The organism is Pontibacter pamirensis (assembly GCF_010015475.1).
GTDB classification, from domain to species: domain Bacteria; phylum Bacteroidota; class Bacteroidia; order Cytophagales; family Hymenobacteraceae; genus Pontibacter; species Pontibacter pamirensis.
In genome coordinates this window covers 226,859-252,265 of record NZ_SSNI01000003.1, presented here as the reverse complement: position 1 = coordinate 252,265, position 25,407 = coordinate 226,859, and the positions used below count along the sequence as shown (strand labels likewise).

The 25,407-nt window shown below is 46.5% G+C and carries 23 protein-coding genes and 1 tRNA gene; 17 read left to right on the top strand and 7 right to left on the bottom strand.

From position 1 onward, the window contains the following. Positions 1–188: 188 nt before the first annotated feature. The 4 genes from E1919_RS05155 to ruvC form a co-directional block, all read right to left on the bottom strand. Positions 189–1,208: an MlaD family protein gene (locus E1919_RS05155; protein ID WP_162052283.1), complete on the bottom strand. Its 1,020-nt coding sequence runs from the start codon at positions 1,206–1,208 to the stop codon at positions 189–191. Continuing rightward, positions 1,209–1,988: an ABC transporter ATP-binding protein gene (locus E1919_RS05150; protein WP_162052282.1), complete on the bottom strand. Its 780-nt coding sequence runs from the start codon at positions 1,986–1,988 to the stop codon at positions 1,209–1,211. It abuts the gene before it with no gap. 3 nt (positions 1,989–1,991) lie between these two features. Further along, positions 1,992–2,810, bottom strand: a complete 819-nt coding sequence (locus E1919_RS05145) for an MlaE family ABC transporter permease (protein ID WP_162052281.1) — start codon at positions 2,808–2,810, stop codon at positions 1,992–1,994. 502 nt (positions 2,811–3,312) lie between these two features. Continuing rightward, positions 3,313–3,885: a crossover junction endodeoxyribonuclease RuvC gene (ruvC, locus tag E1919_RS05140; protein WP_162052280.1), complete on the bottom strand. Its 573-nt coding sequence runs from the start codon at positions 3,883–3,885 to the stop codon at positions 3,313–3,315. Positions 3,886–3,910: 25 nt separating this feature from the next. Between ruvC and E1919_RS05135 the strand changes: the two genes are divergently transcribed. The 15 genes from E1919_RS05135 (at position 3,911) to E1919_RS05070 (ending at position 19,478) form a co-directional block, all read left to right on the top strand. Then, entirely contained in the window at positions 3,911–4,900 is a 990-nt protein-coding gene (locus tag E1919_RS05135; RefSeq protein WP_162052279.1) for a lysylphosphatidylglycerol synthase domain-containing protein, read from the top strand. After that, complete coding sequence (locus E1919_RS05130) at positions 4,897–6,030, top strand: glycosyltransferase (protein WP_162052278.1); 1,134 nt, start codon at positions 4,897–4,899, stop codon at positions 6,028–6,030. Before E1919_RS05135 ends, E1919_RS05130 begins: the two co-directional genes overlap by 4 nt. Further along, positions 6,027–6,284 (top strand): hypothetical protein, encoded by a 258-nt coding sequence (locus E1919_RS05125; protein ID WP_162052277.1) that lies wholly within the window; start codon positions 6,027–6,029, stop codon positions 6,282–6,284. Before E1919_RS05130 ends, E1919_RS05125 begins: the two co-directional genes overlap by 4 nt. A 272-nt stretch (positions 6,285–6,556) precedes the next feature. Beyond that, positions 6,557–7,780: a PP2C family protein-serine/threonine phosphatase gene (locus E1919_RS05120; protein WP_162052276.1), complete on the top strand. Its 1,224-nt coding sequence runs from the start codon at positions 6,557–6,559 to the stop codon at positions 7,778–7,780. 111 nt (positions 7,781–7,891) lie between these two features. Then, a complete protein-coding gene (locus tag E1919_RS05115) occupies positions 7,892–8,524 on the top strand; it encodes a polysaccharide deacetylase family protein (RefSeq protein WP_162052275.1) in 633 nt (210 codons plus the stop codon). Further along, positions 8,521–9,612, top strand: a complete 1,092-nt coding sequence (locus E1919_RS05110; RefSeq protein WP_162052274.1) for a glycosyltransferase — start codon at positions 8,521–8,523, stop codon at positions 9,610–9,612. Before E1919_RS05115 ends, E1919_RS05110 begins: the two co-directional genes overlap by 4 nt. Positions 9,613–9,941: 329 nt before the next feature. Further along, a complete protein-coding gene (locus E1919_RS05105; protein WP_162052273.1) occupies positions 9,942–10,715 on the top strand; it encodes a TatD family hydrolase in 774 nt (257 codons plus the stop codon). Beyond that, positions 10,712–11,779: an asparaginase gene (locus E1919_RS05100; protein WP_162052272.1), complete on the top strand. Its 1,068-nt coding sequence runs from the start codon at positions 10,712–10,714 to the stop codon at positions 11,777–11,779. The genes E1919_RS05105 and E1919_RS05100 overlap by 4 nt, the downstream gene beginning before the upstream one ends. A 64-nt stretch (positions 11,780–11,843) precedes the next feature. After that, positions 11,844–11,931, top strand: a tRNA-Ser gene (locus E1919_RS05095). 252 nt (positions 11,932–12,183) lie between these two features. Further along, entirely contained in the window at positions 12,184–12,420 is a 237-nt protein-coding gene (locus E1919_RS05090) for an Arm DNA-binding domain-containing protein (RefSeq protein ID WP_162052271.1), read from the top strand. 84 nt (positions 12,421–12,504) lie between these two features. Next, positions 12,505–12,630 (top strand): hypothetical protein, encoded by a 126-nt coding sequence (locus tag E1919_RS27890; RefSeq protein ID WP_262888696.1) that lies wholly within the window; start codon positions 12,505–12,507, stop codon positions 12,628–12,630. Between the two features lie 18 nt (positions 12,631–12,648). Beyond that, positions 12,649–12,978 (top strand): phage integrase SAM-like domain-containing protein, encoded by a 330-nt coding sequence (locus tag E1919_RS05085; protein ID WP_162052270.1) that lies wholly within the window; start codon positions 12,649–12,651, stop codon positions 12,976–12,978. 78 nt (positions 12,979–13,056) lie between these two features. After that, positions 13,057–13,893 (top strand): helix-turn-helix domain-containing protein, encoded by an 837-nt coding sequence (locus E1919_RS05080; RefSeq protein ID WP_162052269.1) that lies wholly within the window; start codon positions 13,057–13,059, stop codon positions 13,891–13,893. An 86-nt stretch (positions 13,894–13,979) separates the two neighbouring features. After that, positions 13,980–15,368 carry an amidohydrolase family protein gene (locus E1919_RS05075; protein WP_162052268.1) on the top strand — a complete coding sequence of 463 codons (1,389 nt, stop codon included), beginning with the start codon at positions 13,980–13,982 and terminating at the stop codon, positions 15,366–15,368. Between the two features lie 2,076 nt (positions 15,369–17,444). Continuing rightward, entirely contained in the window at positions 17,445–19,478 is a 2,034-nt protein-coding gene (locus E1919_RS05070; RefSeq protein WP_162052267.1) for a T9SS type A sorting domain-containing protein, read from the top strand. Between the two features lie 386 nt (positions 19,479–19,864). Here E1919_RS05070 and E1919_RS05065 read toward each other — a convergent pair whose 3' ends face one another. The 3 genes from E1919_RS05065 to E1919_RS05055 all read right to left on the bottom strand — a co-directional run bounded on the left by E1919_RS05065 (position 19,865) and on the right by E1919_RS05055 (position 22,229). Continuing rightward, complete coding sequence (locus tag E1919_RS05065; protein ID WP_162052266.1) at positions 19,865–20,242, bottom strand: SpaA isopeptide-forming pilin-related protein; 378 nt, start codon at positions 20,240–20,242, stop codon at positions 19,865–19,867. 364 nt (positions 20,243–20,606) lie between these two features. After that, positions 20,607–20,813, bottom strand: a complete 207-nt coding sequence (locus E1919_RS05060; RefSeq protein WP_162052265.1) for a transposase — start codon at positions 20,811–20,813, stop codon at positions 20,607–20,609. Between the two features lie 57 nt (positions 20,814–20,870). Beyond that, positions 20,871–22,229 carry a rhamnogalacturonidase gene (locus E1919_RS05055; RefSeq protein ID WP_162052264.1) on the bottom strand — a complete coding sequence of 453 codons (1,359 nt, stop codon included), beginning with the start codon at positions 22,227–22,229 and terminating at the stop codon, positions 20,871–20,873. Between the two features lie 373 nt (positions 22,230–22,602). Between E1919_RS05055 and E1919_RS05050 the strand changes: the two genes are divergently transcribed. Both E1919_RS05050 and E1919_RS05045 read left to right on the top strand, forming a co-directional pair. Beyond that, on the top strand, positions 22,603–23,733 hold the full coding sequence (locus E1919_RS05050; RefSeq protein WP_162052263.1) for a neutral zinc metallopeptidase: 1,131 nt from the start codon (positions 22,603–22,605) through the stop codon (positions 23,731–23,733). 639 nt (positions 23,734–24,372) lie between these two features. Further along, positions 24,373–25,401: a phosphotriesterase family protein gene (locus E1919_RS05045; RefSeq protein ID WP_162052262.1), complete on the top strand. Its 1,029-nt coding sequence runs from the start codon at positions 24,373–24,375 to the stop codon at positions 25,399–25,401. Positions 25,402–25,407: the final 6 nt, after the last annotated feature.

Genomic DNA, 25,407 nt, shown 5'->3' with positions numbered 1-25,407 from the left:
ACATGACAGTAAACTAACTCCGCTCGTTTCCATCTTTACCTCCTTTTGCCAAACCATTTAGTTTACGTTAAGTAGAACTTAACGGCCCTACCTCCGAGGAGGGGAATAAATTACACCTGTAGAAACTCCACTCCTCGGAGGGGCAGGGGTGGGTTTAACATCACTGGAAGTCATCGACTATGTATCTATTACTGCAATTGCTGCTGTTCTAACTGCTGCTCCTGTAGCTCTTCCAGTTGTTTGGCTTCATCTTTTGCTCTTCGTCTGAAGAAACCTCTGAATAGGATGTTGCTTTGGAGGGCCTCCATGTTCTCGTCAAACTTCTCTGTGCTGGTTTCGAGGTTCTGCATGGTGGTTTTCAGGTTGCGGGCAAATTCCTCATCGCTCAGCAGCACACCCACGGCATTGTTTTCGTTGTTGAGCCTGGTGCTGGTTTCCTGAAGGTTTTCTGCCAAAGCCGCGGCTGAGGTGGTCGCTTCTTCCAGTTGGGCCATAGACCTTCTTATCTGGGCGTAAACAGCTGTGTCTGTCAACAATTCATCTGCTAAGCCTCCAGGCGTGTTCAGCTTTAAAGTAAACCTTGTCAGTTCCCGTGATGCTCCCACCGCGTTACGGGAAGTCTGCTGCAGGTTGTTCACCATCGCTTCGAAATCCTCTGCCATGGTAGAGTCTGTTAAAAGTTTACCGATGGTGCCTTCTCCCTGCACAATTTTGGAGGTCAGTTGCTTTAAATCACCCGTTATTTCAACTAAGTTCTCATTGTTGCGCTGTAAGGTTGCCATCAGATCATCTGTGTCGAGCGGGTTCACTGCCAGAATTCGGTCGCCATCTTCCACGGGAGGTGCTTCCTCGGTGCCGCCTTCTATTACAATGGTCTTATTGCCGATAAAGCTTTCGGAACTGATCCTGGCGATGGCATTCTTGCGGATAAACTGCTGCGTGTCTTCTTCCACGGCAATAGTAACCAGCACCTGAGACTCGCCAAATAACTGAATGCTTCTGACGGTGCCTATTTTCACTCCCGAAAACCAGACGTTGTTGCCGGTTTTCAAGCCACCTACATCATCAAAAACAGCATTCAGGGATATAGTGCTGATAAAGCGCTTTTGCTGGCCAGCAAGTGTAAAAATCCCGGCCACCAGAATTACGATGCCCAGGAATACGAAAATGCCTACTATTACGGAACGTTTATTGTCTTCAGTGCTCATTTATTCTGAAAAGTTGTAATTGTAAAATGCTTGAACTCGCTCGTCATCGGTAGCGAAAACTTCTTCGAAGGTGCCTTCCCGCTTAAACTCCCCATCCAGCAGCATGACTAAGCGGTCGCCTACTGCCCTGGCACAGGTAAGGTCATGTGTAATAATAATGGAGGAGGTGTTAAACCGCCGTTGCACTTCATTGATAAGGTTATTTATCTCAATACACGTTATCGGGTCCAGCCCTGCAGTCGGCTCATCATACAGCATAATGTCAGGGCGCAGGATAAGGGTGCGTGCGATGCCGATGCGCTTGCGCTGACCGCCTGAAAGCTCTGAGGGCATCTGGTTAATAGCACTTCTTAGTCCCACTGCTTCCAGTACCACATCGATGAGCTTGTCCCGATCTGCCCGGGTCATGTCTTTAGAGTGCCGTTCCAGAGGGAATTCGAGGTTCTCCTTCACCGTCATGCTATCATAAAGGGCACTGTTTTGAAAGGAGAAGCCGATTTTAAGCCGCAGGGTGTCCATTTCTCTTGGAGTGATGCAGCAGACGTCCTCCCCCAAAACATTTACTTCCCCGGCATCGGCACGTAACAAGCCAGAGATTATTTTAATCAAAACAGACTTACCTGTTCCGGAACGGCCAAGTACCACCAGGTTTTCGCCCTTGTAAAGGTCCAGGTCTACTCCCCTTAATATTACATTATCATCAAAGGCTTTTTTCAGGCCCCTGATGAAGATGACTTTCTTGCTTCTGTCGATATTCGGATTTAGTTCTTTCTCTGTCATGGCTTAAATTCCCCGAATAGCATTGATTATCTGCATGACAATAAGCTCTTCGATAAAGAGCAGGAACATAGCGGTAACTACGGAAGTGTTGGCGGCTTTTCCTACGCCTTCTGTCCCTTTAGAAGAGTAAAAGCCTTTGTAGCAACCCACCATGCCTATGGTATACCCGAACAACACTGATTTTACCGATGAAGCAATAATATCCAGGAAAGTGATAGCATCAAACACCTGGTTAAAGAAAGTGATAATGGTTGTCTGCTCGTTTTGGTGTACATTCAGATAACCTCCCAACAAAGAAACCAGTGTCGTATACATGGTTAGGGCCGGAATCATGAAGGTGGTAGCCAGCACCCGCGTTACTACCAGGAACTTAAAAGGATTGGTGGCCGACACCTCCATGGCATCAATCTGCTCGGTCACGCGCATAGAGCCCAATTCAGCTCCTATGCTGGAGCCAACCCTGCCAGCAGCAATTATGGCGGTAACCAGCGGGCCCATGGCTCTTACAATGGCAACCGAAATAAGAGCAGGCAGCAACGATGTAGCCCCAAAGTCAGCCAGTGAGGGCCGGGACTGGTTCGTGAATACGATTCCGATGATAAAGCCTGTAATGGAAATGAGCGGCAATGACCGGACTCCTACTTCATAGCACTGCTTGATAACCTCTCTGAACTCGTACGGTGGAAAGAATACCTCCCTGAAAAAGCGGGCATTAAAAGCCCAGACCCGGTAAACCTCCATAAAAAAACGGTCTACTCTTCTGGAAATGAAGTAGCGGCGCGTTCGGGTGTTATTTTCTGTCTTATTATTGCTTTGATCCATTTAGCTGTCTTGTGAAACCGGTTCTAATCAGATTTTACTGAAACCAGTCATTAGGGATACTCTTCCAAAAGACTTAACTCCACATACGACACGAGCGAAGCGCAGGGTTTGAAAGATACCGGCTGATTATGAAATAGCGTAAAAGTAATAGAAATTTATCTATGGCTGAAATGATAGAGCGAAAAGCCGACAAGGTAATGCTAAAGTTTTGTTTTTACCAAACCTAACGTATGCACTGCCTTGATGTTACCTGCTGGCCAGCATAAACCTGTTTCTCAAGAAAGAGGGCTGCCTTGTTGTTTGTAGATGATAACTGTGAGGCCTGGTGTTGGCCTGGTGTTGGTAGGCATCCAGAGGTACAGATGGCTCACTGGCCAATAGAGGTATCCCCGATTTTCCCGATTAGTAAGAATGGAGGGGTATGAGAGGGGCTGTTACGCTAAATGCTTCTGGGCAAGAACCGGATGCGTGACTTAGTACAAGCCTTTGGGAGCCGGAATGCTTACTTGCCAGCCAGCCGCTCCGGGTTGTCCGTCAGGAAGGCTTTCCAGGACTTGCCACCCTGCTTGGCGTTGTTCCCTTTCTGATAGTGGTGGCAGAGAGCCACGCCTAAAGCATCGGATGCATCAAGAAGCTTTGGAGCGTCCTGTATTTTGAGGATCTGCATCAGCATACTGGCCACCTGTTCTTTTGAGGCGTTTCCGTTGCCCGTAATAGACTGTTTTATTTTTTTTGGGGCGTACTCCACGTATGGGATGTCGCGGGAGAGGGCAGCGGCAATGGCAACGCCTTGAGCCCGACCCAACTTCAGCATACTTTGTACGTTTGTGCCATAGAAAGGCGACTCAATGGCCAGCTCGTCGGGGAGGTACTCGTCGATGAGTTGTATCATGCGGTCAAAAATTTTCTTTAACTTGATGGCGTGGTTACTGTAGCTCTTCAGGTGAATAACACCATATTGTACCACCTGCACCTTAGAACCTGTCACTTCAATAAGGGCATAGCCCATAACCTGTGTGCCGGGGTCAATGCCAAGAATAAACTTGTTAGGGGGTAGTGCGGAAGAGAAAGCCATAGGTCTGCAAAATTAAGACATTATCTTGAACATCAATCGCAATAAAAAATTCCTTTTGCTCTTAGGTAAGGCGCTGGTCGTGCTGCTTACGTTCTACCTGCTCTATTATACCGTCTTCACTGCCCCGGACACCTTCCTGACCTGGGGCAGCATCCTACGGAATGCATGGCAGAGCCCGCTCCGTTTCCTGGTAATTATTTCGGCTATACTCATACCGGTTAACTGGGGGTTTGAGGCCAGAAAATGGCAGTTGCTGGGACAGAAAATCGAAGAGATTTCTTTCCTGCGGGCTTACCGTGCTGTGATGGTGGGGCTCACCCTAGGCTTTATTACCCCGAATCGCCTCGGCGACTATGCCGGGCGTGTGCTGGAGCTAAAGAGCCAGGAGCGCTTAGGAGCGATCGGAGCCATCTTTATCGGCAGGTTTTGTCAGTTAGTAGCTACAATTCTAGCTGGTTCGCTAGGTCTGGCGTACTTCATCTTTCACTTTTACTGGTTGCAGTATCCCGCTGTTTCTTTGAGTGTTATGTTCCTGTTGATGGGGCTTAATGTTGCTGTGATGCTTCTGCTTTACAATGCAAGTGCCATGGTGGCTGTAGTGGCGTCTATCAGGCCGCTGCAGAAGTTCGTGCGATATATTGATGTGATGTCAGACTACAGTACGCAGGAGATGACGCGGGTACTGTTGCTTTCGCTGGGCCGTTATTTCGTGTTCCTGCTTCAGTTTGTGCTTTTGCTGGTGCTGTTTGGGGTGCAACTGAGCCCGCTGGAATACATCAGCGGCGTATCCGGCACTTTCTTCCTCAAATCTGTAGTGCCCTCCGTTAGCCTGCTCTCTGACCTTGGTGTGCGGGAACTCTCAGCCATGTACCTGTTTGGGTTATTGGGGCAGGTGCGCCTGCAGGTGCTTAGTGCCAGCCTTAGCCTATGGCTACTTAACATTGCGGTGCCAAGTGCGGTAGGAGTGATTTTTGTGCTGCGCCTCAGGCTATTGAAGAAGGGAGTGGCGGCATGATTTGGTTGCTCGCTGTTGCCCTGCTGTCTTACGCCTGGATTATCCTGCGCCGCTGGGGTGCCTGGCAGGATTTGCCTGTCTCTGATGCTCCTGACACCTATATCCCGGATGTCAGGCTTTCCGTTATCATACCTGTGCGGAACGAGGCGAGAAATATCCTGCTGCTGTTGCAAGACCTGGAGGCCCAGCAGTATCCGAAAGAGCTTCTGGAGGTGCTGGTAGTGGACGATCATTCAGAGGATAATACCGTTGAACTTGTAAATGAATACAAAGCAGGTTCCACAATGAGTATCAGGCTGCTGCAGCTGAAGGATTACCCCGCCATGCAGCTGAAAAAAGCCGGGGTGCAGAAAGGGGTGGAACTGGCACAGGGGGAGCTTCTGGTATTCACAGACGGCGACTGCCGGGTAGGCCCGGAGTGGCTGCGGCAGTATGCATACGTATACCGAATGCAGCAGCCTTACTTCATCAGCGGGCCTGTAAGCTTTCATCAAACCAATTCAACTTTTGAGAAGATGCAGCTGGTGGAGTTCTCCAGCCTGATCGGGATTGGCGGGGCCTCTATCGGTGTGGGAGAGCCTAACATGTGCAACGGGGCTAATCTAGCCTACCGCAAGGATATATTTGACAGTGTGGCGGGCTTTGCCGGCAACGAAGGCATCGCCAGCGGCGACGATGAATTCCTGCTGCACAAGGTGCATGAGCAGTATCCGGGCAGAGTAACCTTTCTCAAAAACAGTAAAGCAATTGTTTATACAGCAGCATGTAAAACACTGATTTCCTTTGTGTATCAGCGGGTGAGGTGGGCCAGTAAATGGAAGTCGTACCAAAGCATCCCGGTGCAGTTGATTGCCGTGGTTGTTTTTCTGGTCAACTTCCTGCTGTTCCTGACAATCCCGCTCGTTATAACCGGCAGCCTCTCCTTGTGGGTTTTTATAGGGGCATACGTTGCCAAATTTGCTGTTGATTTCTTATTTTTAAAACGCGTACTCGGCTTTTTAGGCAAACGCAGGTACCTGTGGTATATGCTGCCGCTGCAACTGGTATACGTGCCCTACGTGGTGTTTACCGGTACCTGTGGCCTACTGGGCCGCTACCGCTGGAAAGGAAGAATAATCCGTAACTCATGAGCGATAACGAATTCGACGTACTGGACGAACTGTATTTTGTAGTGTCTTTCCCTGATCTCAAAAGCACCCTCTCTCTCTCCGATGCGGAGCTTTGCGCTGCGCTGCAGTCGCTGATAAAGCAGGGCTATGTTAAAATCCTTTACCCTGATCAGGATACAGAGCATGAATACGATGCGGCAAGTTTCGGTCAGCATTGCCAGGACTACTATTTTCTGGCGACCAAGGCAGGCCTGGTCGTGCACAACTCTGTTTAAAGCGTTTTTCCTGGCACAGGCACAGCACCTTAATCCCTTACTTTTTGCACAAGAGTCGGCCGTGGCGGAGCTTTTTCAAAGCCCCAGGCGCTCAGCTACAGTTAAAATTGGATCTCTTTGAACGAAGCGGGAAGGTTTTTGCATGTTTGATGCCGGGGCTAATCTTTTTTTAGTAGTTTTACCGGGTATATACATCAGTAGAATGGTTGTAGCTTTGAGCAATTTAAGCTGTGGCCTCCGCGATACGTATGATTCAAAAATCACGAGTTCAAATGCCTGATATTACTACACCGAATACACAGCAGGAACTGAATCTGAAGAAATTGGAGCTTTCAGCTCTTCTTGAAATCACGCAGGCAATCAACGATAACCTGCCGGAGCCGGCGCTGTACAAGATATATCGGTTCACGCTGCTGGCACAGCTGCAGATCAGCCGCTTAGTGCTCTTTGTACACGATGAAAGTTGGGAGTGTAAGGTGTGTTTCGGTACCGAGCAGGATTTCACCAAGCAACAGCTTCCGGATGCCATCCAGAATATTAGAGAGATAACGAAGACGGCTAAGCTGCATGTAGACAAGAAGTGGCGCACCTTTGATATCGTGATTCCGATTGTGCACAACGGCAAAGTGCTGGCCTTCGTCATGATTGGCAAGATCCAGCCTTACTATCACAACTTAGGCGCCCTGGGCTTTGTGCAGACGGTGAGTAATATTATGCTGGTAGCCATTGAAAACCACAAGATGGCGCGGCAACGGCTGGCGCAGGAGTCTATCCGAAGGGAGATTGAGATTGCCCGTGAGGTACAGACGATGCTGTTCCCGAAGTCGCTGCCGAACGATGCCGACGTAGCCATACATGCCAGTTATATACCCCATTCTTCTATCGGGGGCGATTACTATGATTATATTGAAATAGACCAGGACCAGTTCCTGTTTTGCGTGGCCGATGTGTCGGGGAAAGGGGTTCCTGCCTCCCTGCTGATGTCGAACTTTCAGGCTGGCCTGCGAACCATACTCCGACAGACCTCAGATTTGAATACGGTGGTGGCGGAGCTCAACAACCTGATCTACCGCAATGCGATTGCCGAAAAGTTCATCACTACCTTTCTGGCGCTTTACAACCGGCAGACCCGCGAGCTTACCTATGTAAATGCCGGCCACAATGCACCCATACTGCTGTACGAAAACAACTCGCACCTGCTCCTGAACGAGGGCTGTACCATGCTAGGGGTGTTCGATGTGCTGCCTTTTATGTCAGTTGCCAAAGTAACGGTGCCCAAAAATGCGGTGCTGCTTTGCTACACCGACGGCCTAACAGAGGTTTTTGATGAAGACGAGGCAGAATTCGGTATCGAAGGCACCATTGAGTTCCTGAAGCGCAACCGCTTTCTGAGTTCCAAAATGATGCACCTGCAACTGCTCCGCGAAATAAACCTCTACAACGAAGAGGTCAGCTTCAACGACGACATCACGCTGCTCTCCTGCCGGTTTAAGTAAATTACATTGTTAAATTGCTGGATTGTTTAATTGTTGGTTCAGCATGTTTGGGCAAAATCACTTCTTGTCTATGAACAACAATTAAACAATTCAGCCATCAACAATCAAACTTTGATCCGCCTTTACAAAACGCCTTTTCTGCTGAAGAAGCTCATGCCGCGCTATACCTGGCATCGGGCAGGGCAGGGGAAGAAGCTTTTCCTGACGTTTGATGATGGCCCCATTCCGGAGGTGACGTCCTGGGTGCTGGAGCAATTGTCAAAATACGGAGCAAAAGCCACTTTCTTTTGTGTGGGGGAGAACCTTGTAAAGCATCCGGAGGTAGCACAGCAGGCACTGGCGCAGGGGCACCTCCTGGCAAACCATACCCATAATCACCTGAAAGGATGGCAGACTTCATTTGAGGAATACCTGCAGAATGCGGCGCAATGCCAGCAGGTGCTGGAGCAACTGCAGCCTGGGAAGCAGCCGAAACTGTTCCGACCTCCTTACGGGCGCATTTCCAAAGCACAGGCAGCTGTTCTCAGGAAAGAGTATGAACTCATCATGTGGGACATGCTCACCAATGACTATGATGCCTCTCTCTCCCCGGAAAAGTGCCTGAAGAAGGCGATCAAGTATACCCAAAGCGGCAGCATCATCGTATTTCACGACAGCCTGAAAGCACAACGCAATATGATGTATGCCCTGCCGCGATTCCTGGAGCACTTCGCTCGGCTTGGTTATACCTTCGACACCTTATGATTGTATCTATAGTCTACTTTATACTTTATTTTTTACTTTTCTTGACGCTGCTGATCCTGCTGATTTTCAACCGCAAACGCTATGCTTTGCAGCAGTTGCACCAGCCGCACATTAGTATTCTAGTTGCTGCCCGAAACGAAGAACATACCATTCTGCGCTGCCTGCAGTCTATATCCGCGCTCGATTACCCTGCCGGTAAAATTGAAGTGCTTATTGGAGACGATGACTCCTCAGATGGCACGCATGCCATGGTAGAAGCCTTTATTCAAGACAAGCCCGGCTACCGTTGCATCTCCATTGGGCAGAACACAGGAGACACAAAAGGAAAAGCGAATGTGCTGGCACAACTAGCTAAGCACGCCACCTCCGACTTCTTCTTCTATACTGATGCCGACATTGCCGTACCACCCAATTGGGTGCGGGGGATGCTGTCGGAGATGAAGGAAGACACGGGTGTGGTGACTGGTATAACCTCTGTAGAAGGAAATAGCTTCTGGGCCAGACTGCAGGCCATGGACTGGCTATATGCGTTGGGACTGATGCAGGTGGTCTCGGACCTGAAGCTACCTGTATCCACGATGGGCAATAACATGCTGCTGCGCCGGCAGGCCTACGAGGGTGTGGGAGGGTTTGAAGGCATTGGCTTTTCTATTACCGAGGATATAGCCATTTTCAACGCCATCATAAAGAAAGGCTGGGATTTTCGGAACGTTTACGATAAAAGTGTTTTAGCCCTTTCGACACCTGCTGTTCACTTTACAGACTTCCTGCACCAACGCAAGCGCTGGATGAGGGGCTCTATGCACCTGCCACTCTATATGGCGATCATCTTTATTCTGCATTCCGCTTACTACCCGGTGCTGCTGCCGTTTTTTACTTATACTTCGGTGGGGGTGGCATTGGCTATCTTCGTATTCAAGCTGTTGCTGCAAAGCCTTTATGTGCATATTTGCCTGCAGCGGCTGGGCCAGTCGGCGCCCTGGTGGTTTTACATCGCCTTTGAGATTTACCTCGTGGTTACATCCGTTATCCTCATTCTTTACTTTTTTCTGCCACTTTCGATCTCCTGGAAAGGGAGGAAGTATTAGGAGTTAGAGAGTTAGAAGGTTAGAGAGTTTGGGAGTTAGAGGGTTGAGGAGTTTAAGTAACTACTTAAAATGTATTGCGCATTTTATTGGCTGCCGGCAAAATTCCCCTCCTTGGAGGGTTTGGAGTGGGTTGTATGAATGAGTTAATACATAGTTATGAAATAAAGAAACATGCTCTTAGACATTGTTTGTGTGAAAAGGTGGCAAAGGATAGTATTTTTCAGGTTGGTACATTAAATTGAAACTTTGTTCAACTGGCTACTTGCGCGCCTCATGCGTAGGTATGACATTTGCCCTTGAAAATTACAGGATTTAAATTGACTCACCCAATGAATTTTATTGACTCGCATGCACATATATACTCAGAAAAATTTGACGCAGACAGAGCCGATGCCATAGCGAGGGCACAGGAGGAGGGGGTAAGCCGAATCTACATGCCCAACATCGACCATACCTCCATTGATGCCATGCTGGAGGCGGAGGCGAAGTACCCGCAGCTTTGCATCCCAATGATGGGGTTACACCCGACTTCTGTAGACAAGGACTTTGAGCGGCAGTTGTACCTGGTAGAGGAGTGGCTGGAGAAACGAACATTTGCGGCGGTGGGCGAATGCGGCATCGATCTATACTGGGACAAAACTTTTCTGCCGCAGCAGCAGGAGGCCCTGCGGGTGCATGTGGCGCTGGCAAAAAAATACCAACTGCCCATTGTGCTGCATACCCGCGATTCCTTTAATGAGACATACGAAATAATTAAAGCTGCGCAGGATGGAACCCTCCGTGGCATCTTCCATTGCTTTTCCGGTACTGCGGAGGAGGCAGAGAAGGTAAGGGAGTTGGGCTTTCTGATGGGCATCGGTGGAGTGGCTACCTTTAAGAATGGCGGCCTCGACAAAGTACTGCCGCACGTATCGCTCGATAACCTCGTACTGGAAACCGACTGCCCGTATTTAGCACCCACGCCGCACCGGGGCAAGCGCAATGAGCCTGTATATCTGCCTTTAGTAGCCAGCCGTGTAGCCGAGCTCATGCAGCAGCCAATAGAGGAGGTCGCTGATAAAACAACTACCAACGCGCTGAACCTGTTTAAGCATTTGCCATGAAGATTGTAAGAGTGAATATCGCCCCCTCAGCGCCACAGGATCCGGAAGCTTCCATCATGATCATCTATACCGGCGGAACCATCGGTATGGTGTTCGACGAGGAGCACAAGCACCTGGTGCCTTTCAACTTCAGCCAGATACTGCAGAAGGTGCCGGAGCTGAGGCAGTTTAATTACCTGCTGTCAGTGGTAAGTATTGAGCCTGCCATTGATTCATCGAATGTGAACCTGGGCGACTGGATGATGATGGCCCGTTTGGTGGAGGAGAACTACAACGACTTCGACGGTTTTGTGATTCTGCACGGCACCGACACCATGGCCTACAGTGCCTCCGCCCTGAGTTATATGCTGGAGAACTTACAAAAGCCTGTTATATTCACGGGGGCGCAGGTGCCGATTGGCCGGGTGCGCACAGATGCCAGGGAGAACCTGATATCGGCTCTCCAGATTGCCGCTACGAAGCATGATGGGGGGGGAGTAGTGCCGGAGGTGTGCATTTATTTCCACAACCTGCTGTTGCGGGGCAACAGGGCTAAAAAAGTGGAAAGTACCCAGTTCAGCGCCTTTAAATCAGAAAACCACCCTATCCTCGCCAAAGCAGGCGTGAACATAGACTATTACGGGACAGCCATTCGCCGTAATACCAAAAAGCCTTTCAAAGCGCACTATAACCTGGATTACCGTGTGGCGATTTTGAAGCTTTTTCCGGGTATAACGCCGCAGGTGGTTGAAAGCATTCTGACTACACCAGAGCTGCGGGGGGTGGTAATGGAGACTTTTGGTGCTGGCAATGCCCCAACCTCTGCATGGCTGCTGGATTTGCTGCGAGACGCAATCGGACGAGGCCTTCTGATCATGAATGTTTCGCAGTGCGATGAAGGACGCGTAGACCAGGGGCACTATGAAACTAGCAGGTATTTATTAGAGATGGGTGTAATTGGGGGAGCCGATATTACCACGGAGGCTGCCATCACAAAAATGATGTTTGTGCTCGGGCAGGATCTGCCTACAGCCAAAACCATCGACTTGCTGATGCAGGACTTAAGGGGCGAAATAACACTCTAATAAAACAGGCTGCATTTTTCATTTGCAAAGTTGCCGGCAAATGCTGTATCTTTGCATTAGCAATAGAGAGGTGTCCGAGTGGTTGAAGGAGCACGCCTGGAAAGTGTGTATACCTCAAAAGGGTATCGCGGGTTCGAATCCCGCTCTCTCTGCTGATAGAAATATCAAAATTATATAAAACCCCGTAAATCGTTGATTTACGGGGTTTTTCGTTTCTGCCCCCCTGCTAAATCATTCAGTTTTTCTCCATCCTAAGGGGTAAAATTCGGGTACACGGAGCTCGTCTGGCTCTGGGTACCATAATATGCTGTAACTTGTTGATACACAATTAGATGTACAGGTTTCGTGCATCTTGTGGAGCCTGCAAATGAATGTTTAATTGATCAGTAAAAGGAGGAAACGAAATGGACACAAAAATCAGCATCCTGTTCTATGGCAAGAAATCCAAAACCACCACCGATAACCTGCTGCCCATCTACCTGCGCATCACGATCAACGGAAAGCGGCTCGAAACCTGCACAAACCGTAATGTCACCCCCTGTAAATGGTCCGTGGAAGCAGGCCGTGTGAAAGGGAACACCGAGGAGGCCAGGAGAATAAACGCGTACCTAGACATACTTAGGTCCAAGGTGTACGCATAACAGCAAGAGCTCCTGCAGGAAGGGAAGCCGCTGACAACAGAGACACTCAGAGACAAGTGGCTGGGGGTGGAGGAGAAGCCCGTCATGCTATTGGAAGTATTCCGGAAGCACAATGAGCAGGTAGAGCAGCTGGTGGGGAAGGACTTTGCTCCGGGCACGCTGGAACGTTACAGAACCTCATTGCTTCATACCCTCAACTTCATTAAATAGAAGTACAAGACAGATGACATGAGGAAGCTCGACTTCGGGTTTATCTCCGACTATGAGTTCTGGCTCAAAAGCGTCAGGGGCTGTGCCCAAAACACCACGATGAAGTACCTGGGCAACTTCAAGAAGGTGATCCACATCTGCCTGAAGAAAGGGTGGATACAGCGCGACCCGTTCCTGGGCTTTAAGATGAGCAAGAAGGAGGTGGTGAGAGGCTTTCTTTCTATGGGTAACGTAAACGATAGTCCGGCTCAATATGCCCCAGTAGCTTTCCTAGGGATCCTATTATCTTCCAAAAGAAGGGCAGCCACCAATAATGCATTCATTAGCCAGTTAAACATTTTCAACTAGAATTTATTGGTTCAAACCAAAGGTAAACCATTGAAAATGAACTTGTATTCTGTATATTCATAGGATAATCGGCAGGCTATGAATTTGGAATTACATTATCATAAACCATGTCCCGCGCTTCAGCATCTCATCAGCCGGGTTACGCTGGTTCAAATTCAGTTAGAACCTAATGAGCCCTGTCAGGAAAATCCTTTCCCCCCACAAGCTGAGCATTGCCTGAATTTCTATCCCCATAGTAAGATTACCTGTCGCAATTATGCAGATCAGTCTGTTGTTCAATTGCCAGGATGTACATTGATTGGCCCCCAACTATCCAGAGTTGATTTGAGCATGGGCCCCAAAATGTTAGTTATTTCAGTGGGTTTTCTCCCGGGCGGCATGCACCGTTTACTGGGCGTCCCCATGCAGGAAATGCTTGATAAGCCTTTTGATGCTACTCTATTCTTAGGAAAGGAAATTGAAGATGTGAACGAGCAGTTATCTGAAGTAAAAGACTTCGATAAAATGATTGAGATAATTCAATCTTTCCTACTGCAAAAGGTTAATAACTTAAAAAGATTACTTCCTGTTGATCTGGTAGTCAGTCGGATGGTACAAGAAAGAAGATCGCTTAGTGTTGATCAGCTGGCACAGCAAGCATGCGTAAGCACCAGACAACTTGAAAGACAATTCCTTGAAAGAATTGGGTTGTCGCCAAAGCTATATACCAGATTAATGCGCTTTTCAAGAGCATGGTATATGCGGGAAAAAGATTCGGAAGTCAGCTGGCTAGAGATTGCTCATGCTTGCGGATATGCTGATCAAATGCACATGATCCGCGACTTCAAGGATTTTGTAGGCGTAACGCCCACCATTCTGCAAGCTGATCTTGAAAGAAGCTTATTAAGAATGCATGGGACCACTTTTGAACCTTAGTTTTTACTGAAGATGTCGCATTTGATCTATACCTAAGCGGCACCTTGGCAATATCTTTATGAAAAAAGAAATTGCTGGGGTTAATCATGAAAAATCTATACTGGTTTATTATCTGGTTCCAAGTATCCTGTACTCCTGGAGGAATCACAGAAGTCAATGAATATGATCTAGTCATTGAGAACGTAGGTCTGATAGATGGTACCGGAAGTGCTCTGCAGGAGAAGGCAAGCCTCTATGTCAGGGATGGTAAAATAGCCTTAATTACCAAGATACCTCTCAGGCATGTAGTGCCGAAAATAACCATTGATGGTACAGGCAAATTTATTATTCCGGGTCTAATAGAGGCTCACGCTCACCCCTCCGAGATAGACGTAGATTCTGTAGCAAGAAAAGACTTTCCCCACAGCTTTAAAACCATGATTCATTATGGGGTAACCTCTGCCGTTCTGCTCGGATCCGCTAACGGAGGGTATGCTCTCATGAAGGAACTGCAGGAATCTTCAAATAATGGGAGCATGGTTGCCCCCCGTATCCACTACTCCAGCCCAATTTTAACCATAGAAGGAGGGCATCCAGTGAAGATGTACCCTTCGGATAAATGGATAGATGGGCAAACAATTTATTATTTAAAAGAAACCACTCCGATCAGTTCTATAATCAGAGAGGCTAAGGCCAACCGAGCCATAGGGATGAAAATAGTTGTTGAAGATGGTCCTATGCCTCCTTTTGGTGACCGTATGGCTGATGATCTTGTAAAAAAAGTGGTTGAAGAAGCCCATGCAGCAGAGGTTCCCGTTTATGCACATGTAAGCGATATGGAAGAAGTGAAGATTTGTGTAGCGGCAGGTGTGGACAATCTGGTTCATTTTACCTGCGTTCGAATTAACTGGGATACTGACCGGGAAACCATAGAAAAAATGAGGAACAGTGAAACCTCATGGGTTACCACTCTGATGCTGCTTAAGTCACTTGTGTATTATCGTTTACATCCGGAATGGCTGGAGAGGCCGGAAATAACAAGAGTTTACAACAGGTCTTATATCGAAGGTTTAAAATCTCCTGCTATGGATGTACAGGGTAAAAACATTTTGAAAGGCATGGCCGGTTCTGATACCCTTTCCCTGGAAGCTGTAGTGACTCCAGTAGTTCAGGACCTCATGAAGGTACAGGAAATGGGTGTAAATGTTGTATTGGGTACAGATGTAGGTGGAGATCGTTTTATCCTACCCGGTTTAAGTATGCACGAAGAAATGGAGCTGATGCAAATGGGTGGGATGGAACCACTTCATATTATCAGGATGGCTACCTTCAACGGTGCTAAAATGCTCGGCATCGATAAGGAAATTGGAACATTGGAGGAAGGAAAATTTGCGGACTTTGTTCTGTTAGCTAAAAATCCCCTGCAGGATATAACCAATACTTTAACCATTGAGAAGGTATTTAAGGGAGGGAAAGAACAAGCTCGGTTGAAATAAAAGTTGTTAAGAGATTTACGAGCTTCCAAATGAACTATATAACTTGAACAGTAGTCAAAGTAATAACTTCTAGCTACAGATCTTTGATTGACTTTCTGCGTCCTAAGGAGTATTTCGCTTTAAGAAATCCTACTGATTTTTCAAAGGTGCAAATTCAGATACCTAAACCTTTGTAAAGGTTTATAATATTGATTACAAATGGTTTACGATGAGCGGAGAAATCCCGCTCTCTGCTGATAGAATATCAAAGATTGATAAAATCCCGTAAATCAACGATTTATGGGATTTTTCGTTTCTGTCCCCCTGCTAAATCATTCAGTTTTTCTCCATCCTAAGGAGGTGCAAACCGGTTACCGGAAGCCGAAACGATTCTTGGCATCTGAATTTGTTGTATCACTTTTATTTACAGAAAGATGTATAGTTGTTGTGCATCTTGTGGAGCTTTCAAATGAAAGTTAAATTAATCAGTAAAAGGAGGAAACGAAATGGACACAAAAATCAGCATCCTGTTCTATGGCAAGAAAGCCAAAACCATCCGCTATTTTATATTTACCATAGGCATCAGGTATATACATCAAAATGTAATGCGGACCTGATTTAATTATCCTGTGCTTTATGACTACTCCGCTTTCCGTGTTCCTGCAGGCAACCTGCGAAAAATCCAACGCCGAGTCTCCGAAGTAAAAACCTACCGTACTGACCGTAAGAAAAACAGTGTCTCCTATTTGATACCGGCTTTTATCCAGGTAGGAGGAGACCTTCCAGTTATCCAATTCAAGAGTACTCCTTTCAAAAACCTTGTAATGCTGGTTATGCACATGGTTCAGTTCATGGTTATTAGGGTAGGTATACTCTAATAAAACATACGTTCACCATAAAATTTAATTATTTAATAACAATGTACATGTAATAGTGTCTAACATAAGAACCATTATAGTATATGTTAGATGAAGTCAAATATATCTTTTCCTTCCCAAGGGTCAGAACTGCTTAGAGCTTCGTTCTTTTATATACCAGCTTACTCCATACCTCTTACCTCGTTCTGCTTTCTGCTCTCTGTTTTCTTGGCCTCTCTGTTATCTCAGACATGCTGGCGCCTAAATATATAAGCGAGACAGAGACTTTTCTTGAAGACGGATTCAAATTGCTTGGTATAGTTGGCTGGTGTTACTACTTCACAAGCACCTGCCTCGCTATCTTGAAGCGTAGCGCAAAAGAGAAGTTCTACCACAGAGAGAGGATAGAGCAAACGCTTGAGACAATATACTAGCTATATGCGCGACAGCTGCTTCTGCAGTTGCTTGGATAGATCAGAAGCTCATACCCACTTTCCCAAAACCACCTTTTACTTAGCTGCGCACAGCGATCTGAGCTTTCTTTTGCGCATAGTATAGACCTAAAGCAGCTCTATTTATTATAATGATACTTATTTGTGAACGGGTTCAAAGCATTCAATTATCAACTGACATTATTTGCTTTATGAAATTTGCCCTCATAGGCATCTTTATTTGAGTAGCTTATTTAAAGAAGGCATCACTACTAAAGCTAAATTCAAATAAAGAACCTGTTTAGAGTTTCTGGTTTTTACTGTTTTTTGATACTATTCAAATAAAGTCAGCAGTAAAATAGGTTTAACTGTGCCTTGTAAATTATAGATTTTGGAGTAATTGTAACTTTAAAAACCTTTCTTTTAAACTCTGCTTTTAGCTCTTATCAAAAACTTTAAACAGATCTAATGTTTAGGAGGTGGTCCCGCAATACTACATCAATCTGTGGGATTACAGCAATGGGAGGAGCGTGGCAAATGTTTTTGCCAAGATGAGGCGCTGAAACAAGTTTTAGCTATACGACCCTCACCCTTTACCACTAATAAAACGCTGTTAACTACTAAACATATTCTTTGCATAATTAAGATTATTCTTAATATGATTTAATCCGTAAAATAATTATATCACTTTTCTGGCCATCCACTACTTCATCGATATCTAAATCCTCTGGACTATTGAGGGGCAGGTACATTCTGAGGTCACTTGATTCGTTTACCTGATTCTAATCAACAACATAATCCTTACTGCTATGAAAATAACTTTACCTCAGTCAAAGCAACTTATTCAGGAGATTTCACTTAGCCGCAGATGCCTGCATCTAATTGCTGTTCTGCTGTTCCTGTCTTTCTTCTCTGTCACTCAGGCGCAAACGATAGAGTGGGATAAAGCATTTGGTGACGACTCTAACAGCGAATTTTACGATGTACAGCAGACCAGCGACGGGGGCTATATTTTGGGTGGGTATACTTCCTCTTTCATTGATGGGGAAAGCTCTGATTACGATTATTGGGTTATTAAATTAAATGCCACTGGTGAGAAAGAGTGGGACAAGAAATATGGCGGAAGTGATGCTGACTTAATGACTGTCCTTTATCAGACGAGCGATGGGGGCTATATCCTGGGTGGCTACTCTTTTTCTGGTGTGGATGGTGACAAGACAGTAGCAAATGTTGGAGAATCTGACTTTTGGTTAATAAAGATCGACGCCACAGGTAAGAAAGAGTGGGACAGGGCATTCGGCGGATGGGGCTACGACATACCACATTCGTTGCAACAGACGAGCGACGGGGGCTACATTGTAGGAGGCTCATATGGTTTTACTGATTACTGGGTGATAAAGCTGGATGCATATGGCGAGAAAGAGTGGGACAGGATGTATGGCGGAGACAGCTATGATGAACTCATGTCTCTTCAGCAAACCAGCGATGGGGGTTATATTCTGGGAGGCTATTCATACTCAGGTGCCAGCGGAGATAAATCAGAAGCTAACCAAGGGCCTGTTGATTATTGGGTAATTAAGATAGACGCTGCAGGCATCAAAGAATGGGACAGGACCTATGGTGGCTTAGCCTCTGATTACCTTTTCTCGTTGCAGCAGACCAGCGACGGTGGTTACATTCTGGGGGGGCGCTCTGATTCAGAAGCAAGTGGCAACAAGACAGGAGCCAATATCGGGGATTCTGACTATTGGGTGGTGAAAACAGACGCTACGGGTGATATAGAGTGGGACAGAACGTTTGGAGGAACAAGTGGAGAAGTCCTCAGGTCACTGGATCAGACGAGCGATGGAGGATACATTCTGGGAGGGAGTTCTGGTTCCTACAAAAGTGGAGACAAATCGGAAGACAACCTGGGTTACTGTGAGGAAGGCGAATGTACGCCTGATTACTGGGTTGTGAAAGTAAATGCAGCTGGCGAGAAAGAGTGGGACGAAACGATTGGAGGGGATGGGTACGATATGCTTATGGCCCTGCAGCAGACGAGCGACGGGGGCTACATTCTGGGTGGTACATCTTATTCATCGCGCAGTGGAGATAAAACGGAAGATGCAAGTGGTTATTGGGTGGTGAAACTAATGGGGATTACTACCTGCACTCCCCCAACTGTTTCTATAGCACTCAAACCCACTTCAAATACATACACCGGAGGTGATGCATCTCATCTTTACCTGGGCTATGGTCCTCAATCCATTATACTTCAGGCCAGCGGTGCCACTTCGTACACCTGGAGTCCTGCCACTGGTTTGAGTAGCACCTCGGTTGCCAACCCGGTTTTCACCCCCACTGCTCCCGGCACCTATACCTTCACCGTTATGGGAGTTGATGGTGCTTGTACCGCTACGGCCTCTGTTACCGTTACCGTAACTGATGTGCGGTGCGGTAACAAGAATGACAAAGTACTTTTCTGCCATCGGGGTCAACCTATCTGTGTTTCACCTAAGTCGGTGCAGGCGCACCTGCGCTACCATCCGGGAGACAAGTTAGGCGTATGCGGCGCACAGCCAGTGGCCAATGCCTGGAAAGGCAAGGCTGTTGTTCAAGCTTACCCAAATCCCTTTTCCTCCCACACGACTATTGCTTTCTCTTTCCCCCAAAAGGAGGAGTACACGTTGCAGGTATATGATCTGAACGGCAACCTGGTTCAACAATGGCCAGCTGCCAGAGCCGACGCAGAGCAACAGATTCGGGTTGATTGGGAGCCCAAACGTTCAAAAAAGGGAATTTACATACTACGGCTTGTCACCAGCCACGAAGTGCAGAACATTCGGTTATTGAGGGAATAAAGCAGCATCGGATATCAGCCAATTAATCCATTGTGGGCACAAACAAGATAAGTAACAGACCTTAAGGTATATATTTTAAGCATAGTATATAGTTACTACACAACAATATTGCCCTTGAAGAATGATGAACCTAAATGGGGCGCGCAGGGGAGGGGTTCCTGTAACAAAAGGGAAGATAAAATGCCCCTTTTCAAAAAGACTTAGAGCTTTTCTGCTGCTATAAACTGATAACCGGAGGTATGTTAAACAGGGGCCGTTTATAAGGGAAGAGCAATTGGGAAGGGAAAAGGGGGCTTCCTTTGGAATACCATGCTGGCACATAAAGAAAAAGCCGGTAGGACCCCAAAATCCCCACCGGCTTCTCTTATCTGAATGAATGAAAGTGACTAGGGAGTTAGGTTGATTTGTACATTGCCTTTGTGCTCATCCTTGTCAATCTCCACGTGAACACCGCCCACTAGCGTTTGACCTTCGTCAGGACTAACAGCATAGATATAATAGTCCCCTTCATTTAGCCCTTTAAAGTGAAATTTCCCGTCTGAGTCCGAAGCGGTACTGGCGTCATACATTGAAACATCGAAACCAGGTGATGAATCCGCCCCGTATTTGATGTAGAAAATAGAGGCCTTCAAGGTTTTGTTTTCATAATAGGCGTGGCCTTTGATTTCGCCTTTGCCGCCTAAGCCTTCTTTTGTACAGCTTGCCAAGCCCATGAATAGAACGAGCGTTAAAAGGAAGGCGCTGAAAATAAGGTGCTTTTTCATGGGTAAGTCATCTGCGTAGTAAGTATATACAATAATATGAATATATCGGTAAATACAACTCAGTTTAGAATAATAATTTATCCCATAAGAGTTGTTGTAGTTTGTACATAACTTGCCACTACATGGGTCATTTCTGCCCACGTTTGCTTGTTGCCTCCCTGGCACTTGCTTTCTGCCTGTTTATGATATCTTAAAGGTTAACAACAGATGTTGCCGTTACTCATTCTTACTTAATTAAAGCAGGAAACTTGGTAGAAGAGTTCGGGTGGTTGAGGAAAATCAGGAAGTCCTTAAATGAGAGTGTTCCATTTTGCAATGCCGTTTACTTTTCACTTACTACTTTGCGGAGCTCCCTGGTTTCGGTTTAATAGATTTCAATGTTCTGCCCACAGCAGCCTCCCCTTTTGGCCATGCAGAAGGAGACGTCAACAAAGGACTTGCCGGAGCGCATGATCCACAACACGCTCTCCATCACCTCCCGCTTCTCCCTGGCCGGTCTGCCTTTACCATCGGCTCTTTTTGCCTGATCCGGCACATGGTCTTTTACCCTTTCCCATTGCTCACTAGTCAACTCTATGAGCAGTTAACACACTAGCTCAAGTACGGATTCACATTTTTGAGATAGCCTCTATTTGAGTTTCTTCCCGTTGACGGTTACATTCTTCAGTTTGAAGTTAGCTATAATAGAGGTATCTATCTGGAGGAAATTCTCCGCTGTTACCTCTATGTTTTCAAATCTGAAGTCTGACAGTATAGCTTTGTAACCTGGCGTATCACTGTTCTTGTCTGCAACGCCCACGTTAAAGAAGTTAACGCAATCCAGCTTAATGTTGCGCATGGTAATGTGGTGGGCGGTAGACGTCCCGGACACCTGTTCCCCTTTAAGGTCGAAGAACTGTGTCCAGGGGCGTATGTAGATGAAGTTGCCTATGTCATGGCCTTCTATGTCTTCTATCAGCACATATTCGTAATTCTGTGGCGTGTCTGGGCGCATTTTGAGCCAAAGCAAACGCTCTGCGTGGTGCACCTTAATCCGGCGCAAAATGATGTTGCGGTTATGGATGGACTCGCTTCCGAAGGTTAAGGCGCCGTGGCAGAATCCGTACGTGCAGTCTTCAATAATAATGTTTTGGTTGCTCCCGTTGTTAGGGTCTTTGTCGGCACGCGGCCCTTTACCGCCTTTCAGTGCTACGGCATCGTCATTTACCGACATGTAGCAGTTTTTGATGAGGACGTTTTTACAGGCGTCTATATCCACTGCATCGGAACTCGGGGCTTTGACTGGCTCTTTGGGAGAATAGATGTACAGGTCCAGCAGCTTTACGTTTTCGCATTTGTAAAGGTGGGTCGTCCAGAAAGGCGAGTTCATTAGTTTTACGCCTGAGAGCTGGACGTTCCTGCTGTTGGAGATGTACACCAGCCTCGGCCTCATTTCATCCATATTGGTGGTGTTGGGATTGAACTCACGCCTCAGCCAGAATGATTTCCAGTAGCGCAGCCCGTTGCCGTCAATCGTTCCTTTTCCTGAAATGGTAAATCCGTCAAGGCCGTCGGCATTCACCAAAGCAGCAAAATACTTCAGGGTTTGCCCCTCCATTCGGGTCATCACCAGGGGGAAATTGCTGATGTCATCACTGCCCTTAAGCCTGGCGCCTTCTTCCAAATGAAGGTGCGTGCTCTTCCTGAAAAACAACGAGCCACTCAGGAAAGTCCCTTTGGGGATAATGACAACGCCGCCGCCGTTTTCATGGGCTTTATCTATAACCGCCTGTAGGAGCGCTGTCTGTATGACAGTACTGTCGTTTGAGAGGTTATAGTCTGTAATACGGTACTGCTTTCCCAGTTTAGTGATATCAGTGGGTTTGTTTTGCCGGAACCAGTCCGGTATCGGCGTTCCATCCGGGAATACTTCCTGTGCAGAGGAAGTAAGATGAAGCATTATGAAAAGGAAGAACAGCGATGCGAGCCTGAATTTTTGTGTAATCATTAAATTTCTGTTTTTCTAGGTTAGCAGAGGTTGAGGAAAGTACCGGCATCCCCTAATCATCTGTTATTTGAACAAATAAAAAAATAAAGCGACAATAAGATGGGTTTTTCTGAAAATAATTGAAGAAATTTTATGAATAAGGAAGCCAGGAGGTGAAATGTACTATGAAGTGGCGCAGAAGGACAAACCCGTGTTTATACATGATTTTACCCTGGCAGAAACAGTGCAATTTTTTGTAGTTAAATCTATACAATCTGGTGGGAAATTGTGCAAAATAAGCTTTGTTTTTGGTTGCTGTTAAATATTTTTAGTATATTTAGAACTAAAACAATTCAAAATTGCTTTCCCCCATTACACAATTTAACTACAAATTATGAGATTGCGATCACTTACAATGGCACTGCTTTGCGGTGGAGTTACGTTTTTAACTGTTTCTTGCGAGAACGAGATGGAAGAAATGGATATGAAAGCCGTTTCATCACAGAATGCGGTGAGTTTAGCTACAGGCCAGGATAAATTTGCCCTTAAGCTGCCGACGGATTTTGGTCCGATGAGCGAGAACCTCAGAAATGCCATCGTAGGCGAAGCTGTAGCTCCAAGCGAATGCTACAATACGGAATTTGTGGCTGTTCAGCGTAAGTACGCTGCGCCTCTTGTAGCTGATCCGATAGCAATTGCTAACTACAGTTTGTATACCCAGGTGAACCAAATCTACTCTATCTACTTTGATAGGGGAGAGCAGTACTTTGGTGTAGAAGGTGAGTACACCCAGTTAATGACCAAGCGTGAGCGTGAACTGGCAAAGTTCTGGGACATGCCTGACGAAATTACCGTGAATGGCCAGCATGGGGCTACGCTGAATAACCGTGAGGCGATTGCTGATGTTTTCGAAAACTTTGGTGTAGGTGTCACCTCACGTAATCAGGCGTATGCTATTGCCGATGAGTTCCTGGCAGATAATGCCAAGTCGCCGCTTCTACCTGAATCTCCCTACTTCTCGCTTGATGGCTTTGCTACAACCTACGATAAGTTGATTGTGATTGGTGATGGCCTGGTACAAATGGTATCTGAGTCTGGCGTAGAAACCGACATTGTGTGGACAGGTATTCTGGCGCATGAGTGGGCGCATCAAATCCAGTTTAAAAACAGAAGCGTGTGGTATCCTAAAGGAGCCGCTGCTGACCTAGCAGAAGCTACACGCTATACAGAACTGGAGGCCGACTACCTGGCTGCGTATTACATGACGCACAAGCGTGGCGCTACCTATAACAGCAAGCGTGTGGAGCAGTTCTTCAATTTGTTCTTCCAGATCGGTGATTGTGGCTTTGACAGATCAGGACACCACGGCACGCCTGCACAGCGTATGGCTGCTGCCCAGTTAGGCTTTGACCTGGCTGACAGTGCCCAGAAACAGGGCCATATCATGAGCATCGAAGAAGCGCATGAGTACTTTGTAGCTAACGTAGGTGACATCGTAACTCCGGCTACTGTTTATGTACAGTAGTTTGTGTTAAACTATAAAAAAGGCTGGCCCACAAGGTCAGCCTTTTTTTGTGCCTGTACTTGTCAATAGGAAGAAGCGTTTGTACATGCTGTATGCTTGTATCCGCTTCTTCGGAACAGGAACTGGGCCATGGCAGGAACAGGTCCTTTAATTTTTAACTGGATATTCTGGCGTGCTGCTTTTCTTTACCAGGTGCACCTGTTATACATGCAGGCAATGGTACTGGCATGCGTAGCTGGTTTGTCCTGAAATGGACGGAGGCTTGATCTGGAGCAAGTTTTTTATGTGCATTTTCTCGGCCATGAAATCCAACGCCGCCTGCAAGGCGCTCTACGGTCGGCTCCTGGCCAGAAGGAAGAACGGGAAACGGGAGGCTGGCGCTGGTCGCGGTGTCAAACAAGCTGCTCAAGCAGGCCTTTGCCATCGTCAGGTCAGGTATACCTGTCAGGCTGATTTTACTGAAACATAGTTCTTGGAAGCTTGATTTTCAACACAGTTCCTATTTACTGTTGCCTGGTAACTGAGCAAATTTGTGAGTTTTACAAACATTAAATTATGTATCTTTTAAGGAATTATTCATTTAGACCTAAAAATTTAATTTTCAAACACACCTATCACTTGTCGGTAAAGTTTACAATAATGAGCAAATTAATCATTTATCTGGTTGCAACTTTTCTTGTGACAAGTTGCTCCGAAAATTTGAAGCAGGAAGAGCTTATTACCGTGAACGGCAAAATACCTGTCGGAGAAATGGGAATTAGCTTGATTCATGAGCATATATTGGTCGATTTTATTGGAGCCGACAGCACTGGATACCATCGTTGGGAAAAGTCGAGAGTGATTGAAAGGGCGCTTCCTTTTTTGATGGAAGCCAAGCAAAATGGTGTAAATACGTTTTTTGAATGCACCCCTGCCTATTTAGGCCGTGACCCTTTATTATTAAAAGAACTTTCCGAAAAAACCGGAATGAATATCGTTACCAATACAGGTTATTATGGTGCAGGAGACAATAAATATATTCCTGAACACGCTTTTGACGACACTCCTGAAGATATTGCCAAAGTTTGGATAAATGAATTTAACAATGGGATCGAAGGTTCCGGTGTATTCCCGGGCTTCATAAAGATTTCGGTTGACAGGAATGACACCTTATCGCCCATGCATGCAAAAATTGTAAAAGCAGCAGCAATTACGCACAAAGCAACAGGATTGACCATTGTGTCACATACCGGCACCGATGGCCCGGCATTTGCGCAATTAGAAATTCTTAAAAACGAAGGGGTTTCTCCTGAAGCTTTCGTGTGGACGCATGCCCAGGACGGCACTTTTGGAGGGTACATCAAAGCCGCAAAACAAGGCGCATGGATTTCGTTGGATAATGTGAATAAAAACAATTCTGATAAACCTGGTGGAATTGAATGGTATGTAGCGCTTTTAACGAAACTGAAAGAAGAAAATGTGCTTCATAAAATTCTGATATCACATGATGCGGGGTGGTATAACCCAGGACAGGCAAATGGTGGAGATTACCGCAGTTATACCGATATTTTCGACTATTTGATTCCAACCCTAAAGAGAAACGGGTTTAGCCAGGAAGATATAAATTTATTGCTTATTAAAAATCCACAGTTGGCCTATGCTGTGAATATCAGGAAAATTAACCGGTGAAAACTT

Bases quoted from the DNA above. Each gene is read 5' to 3' on its own strand.
- ruvC (WP_162052280.1), bottom strand. From the start codon at position 3,885: ATGGCTTTCTCTTCCGCACTACCCCCTAACAAGTTTATTCTTGGCATT.
- E1919_RS05155 (WP_162052283.1), bottom strand. From the start codon at position 1,208: ATGAGCACTGAAGACAATAAACGTTCCGTAATAGTAGGCATTTTCGTA.
- E1919_RS05125 (WP_162052277.1), top strand. From the start codon at position 6,027: ATGAGCGATAACGAATTCGACGTACTGGACGAACTGTATTTTGTAGTG.
- E1919_RS27890 (WP_262888696.1), top strand. From the start codon at position 12,505: ATGCTATTGGAAGTATTCCGGAAGCACAATGAGCAGGTAGAGCAGCTG.
- E1919_RS05110 (WP_162052274.1), top strand. From the start codon at position 8,521: ATGATTGTATCTATAGTCTACTTTATACTTTATTTTTTACTTTTCTTG.
- E1919_RS05130 (WP_162052278.1), top strand. From the start codon at position 4,897: ATGATTTGGTTGCTCGCTGTTGCCCTGCTGTCTTACGCCTGGATTATC.
- E1919_RS05100 (WP_162052272.1), top strand. From the start codon at position 10,712: ATGAAGATTGTAAGAGTGAATATCGCCCCCTCAGCGCCACAGGATCCG.
- E1919_RS05090 (WP_162052271.1), top strand. From the start codon at position 12,184: ATGGACACAAAAATCAGCATCCTGTTCTATGGCAAGAAATCCAAAACC.
- E1919_RS05145 (WP_162052281.1), bottom strand. From the start codon at position 2,810: ATGGATCAAAGCAATAATAAGACAGAAAATAACACCCGAACGCGCCGC.
- E1919_RS05045 (WP_162052262.1), top strand. From the start codon at position 24,373: ATGAGCAAATTAATCATTTATCTGGTTGCAACTTTTCTTGTGACAAGT.
- E1919_RS05065 (WP_162052266.1), bottom strand. From the start codon at position 20,242: ATGAAAAAGCACCTTATTTTCAGCGCCTTCCTTTTAACGCTCGTTCTA.
- E1919_RS05075 (WP_162052268.1), top strand. From the start codon at position 13,980: ATGAAAAATCTATACTGGTTTATTATCTGGTTCCAAGTATCCTGTACT.
- E1919_RS05120 (WP_162052276.1), top strand. From the start codon at position 6,557: ATGCCTGATATTACTACACCGAATACACAGCAGGAACTGAATCTGAAG.
- E1919_RS05080 (WP_162052269.1), top strand. From the start codon at position 13,057: ATGAATTTGGAATTACATTATCATAAACCATGTCCCGCGCTTCAGCAT.
- E1919_RS05105 (WP_162052273.1), top strand. From the start codon at position 9,942: ATGAATTTTATTGACTCGCATGCACATATATACTCAGAAAAATTTGAC.
- E1919_RS05055 (WP_162052264.1), bottom strand. From the start codon at position 22,229: ATGATTACACAAAAATTCAGGCTCGCATCGCTGTTCTTCCTTTTCATA.
- E1919_RS05085 (WP_162052270.1), top strand. From the start codon at position 12,649: ATGAGGAAGCTCGACTTCGGGTTTATCTCCGACTATGAGTTCTGGCTC.
- E1919_RS05050 (WP_162052263.1), top strand. From the start codon at position 22,603: ATGAGATTGCGATCACTTACAATGGCACTGCTTTGCGGTGGAGTTACG.
- E1919_RS05070 (WP_162052267.1), top strand. From the start codon at position 17,445: ATGAAAATAACTTTACCTCAGTCAAAGCAACTTATTCAGGAGATTTCA.
- E1919_RS05150 (WP_162052282.1), bottom strand. From the start codon at position 1,988: ATGACAGAGAAAGAACTAAATCCGAATATCGACAGAAGCAAGAAAGTC.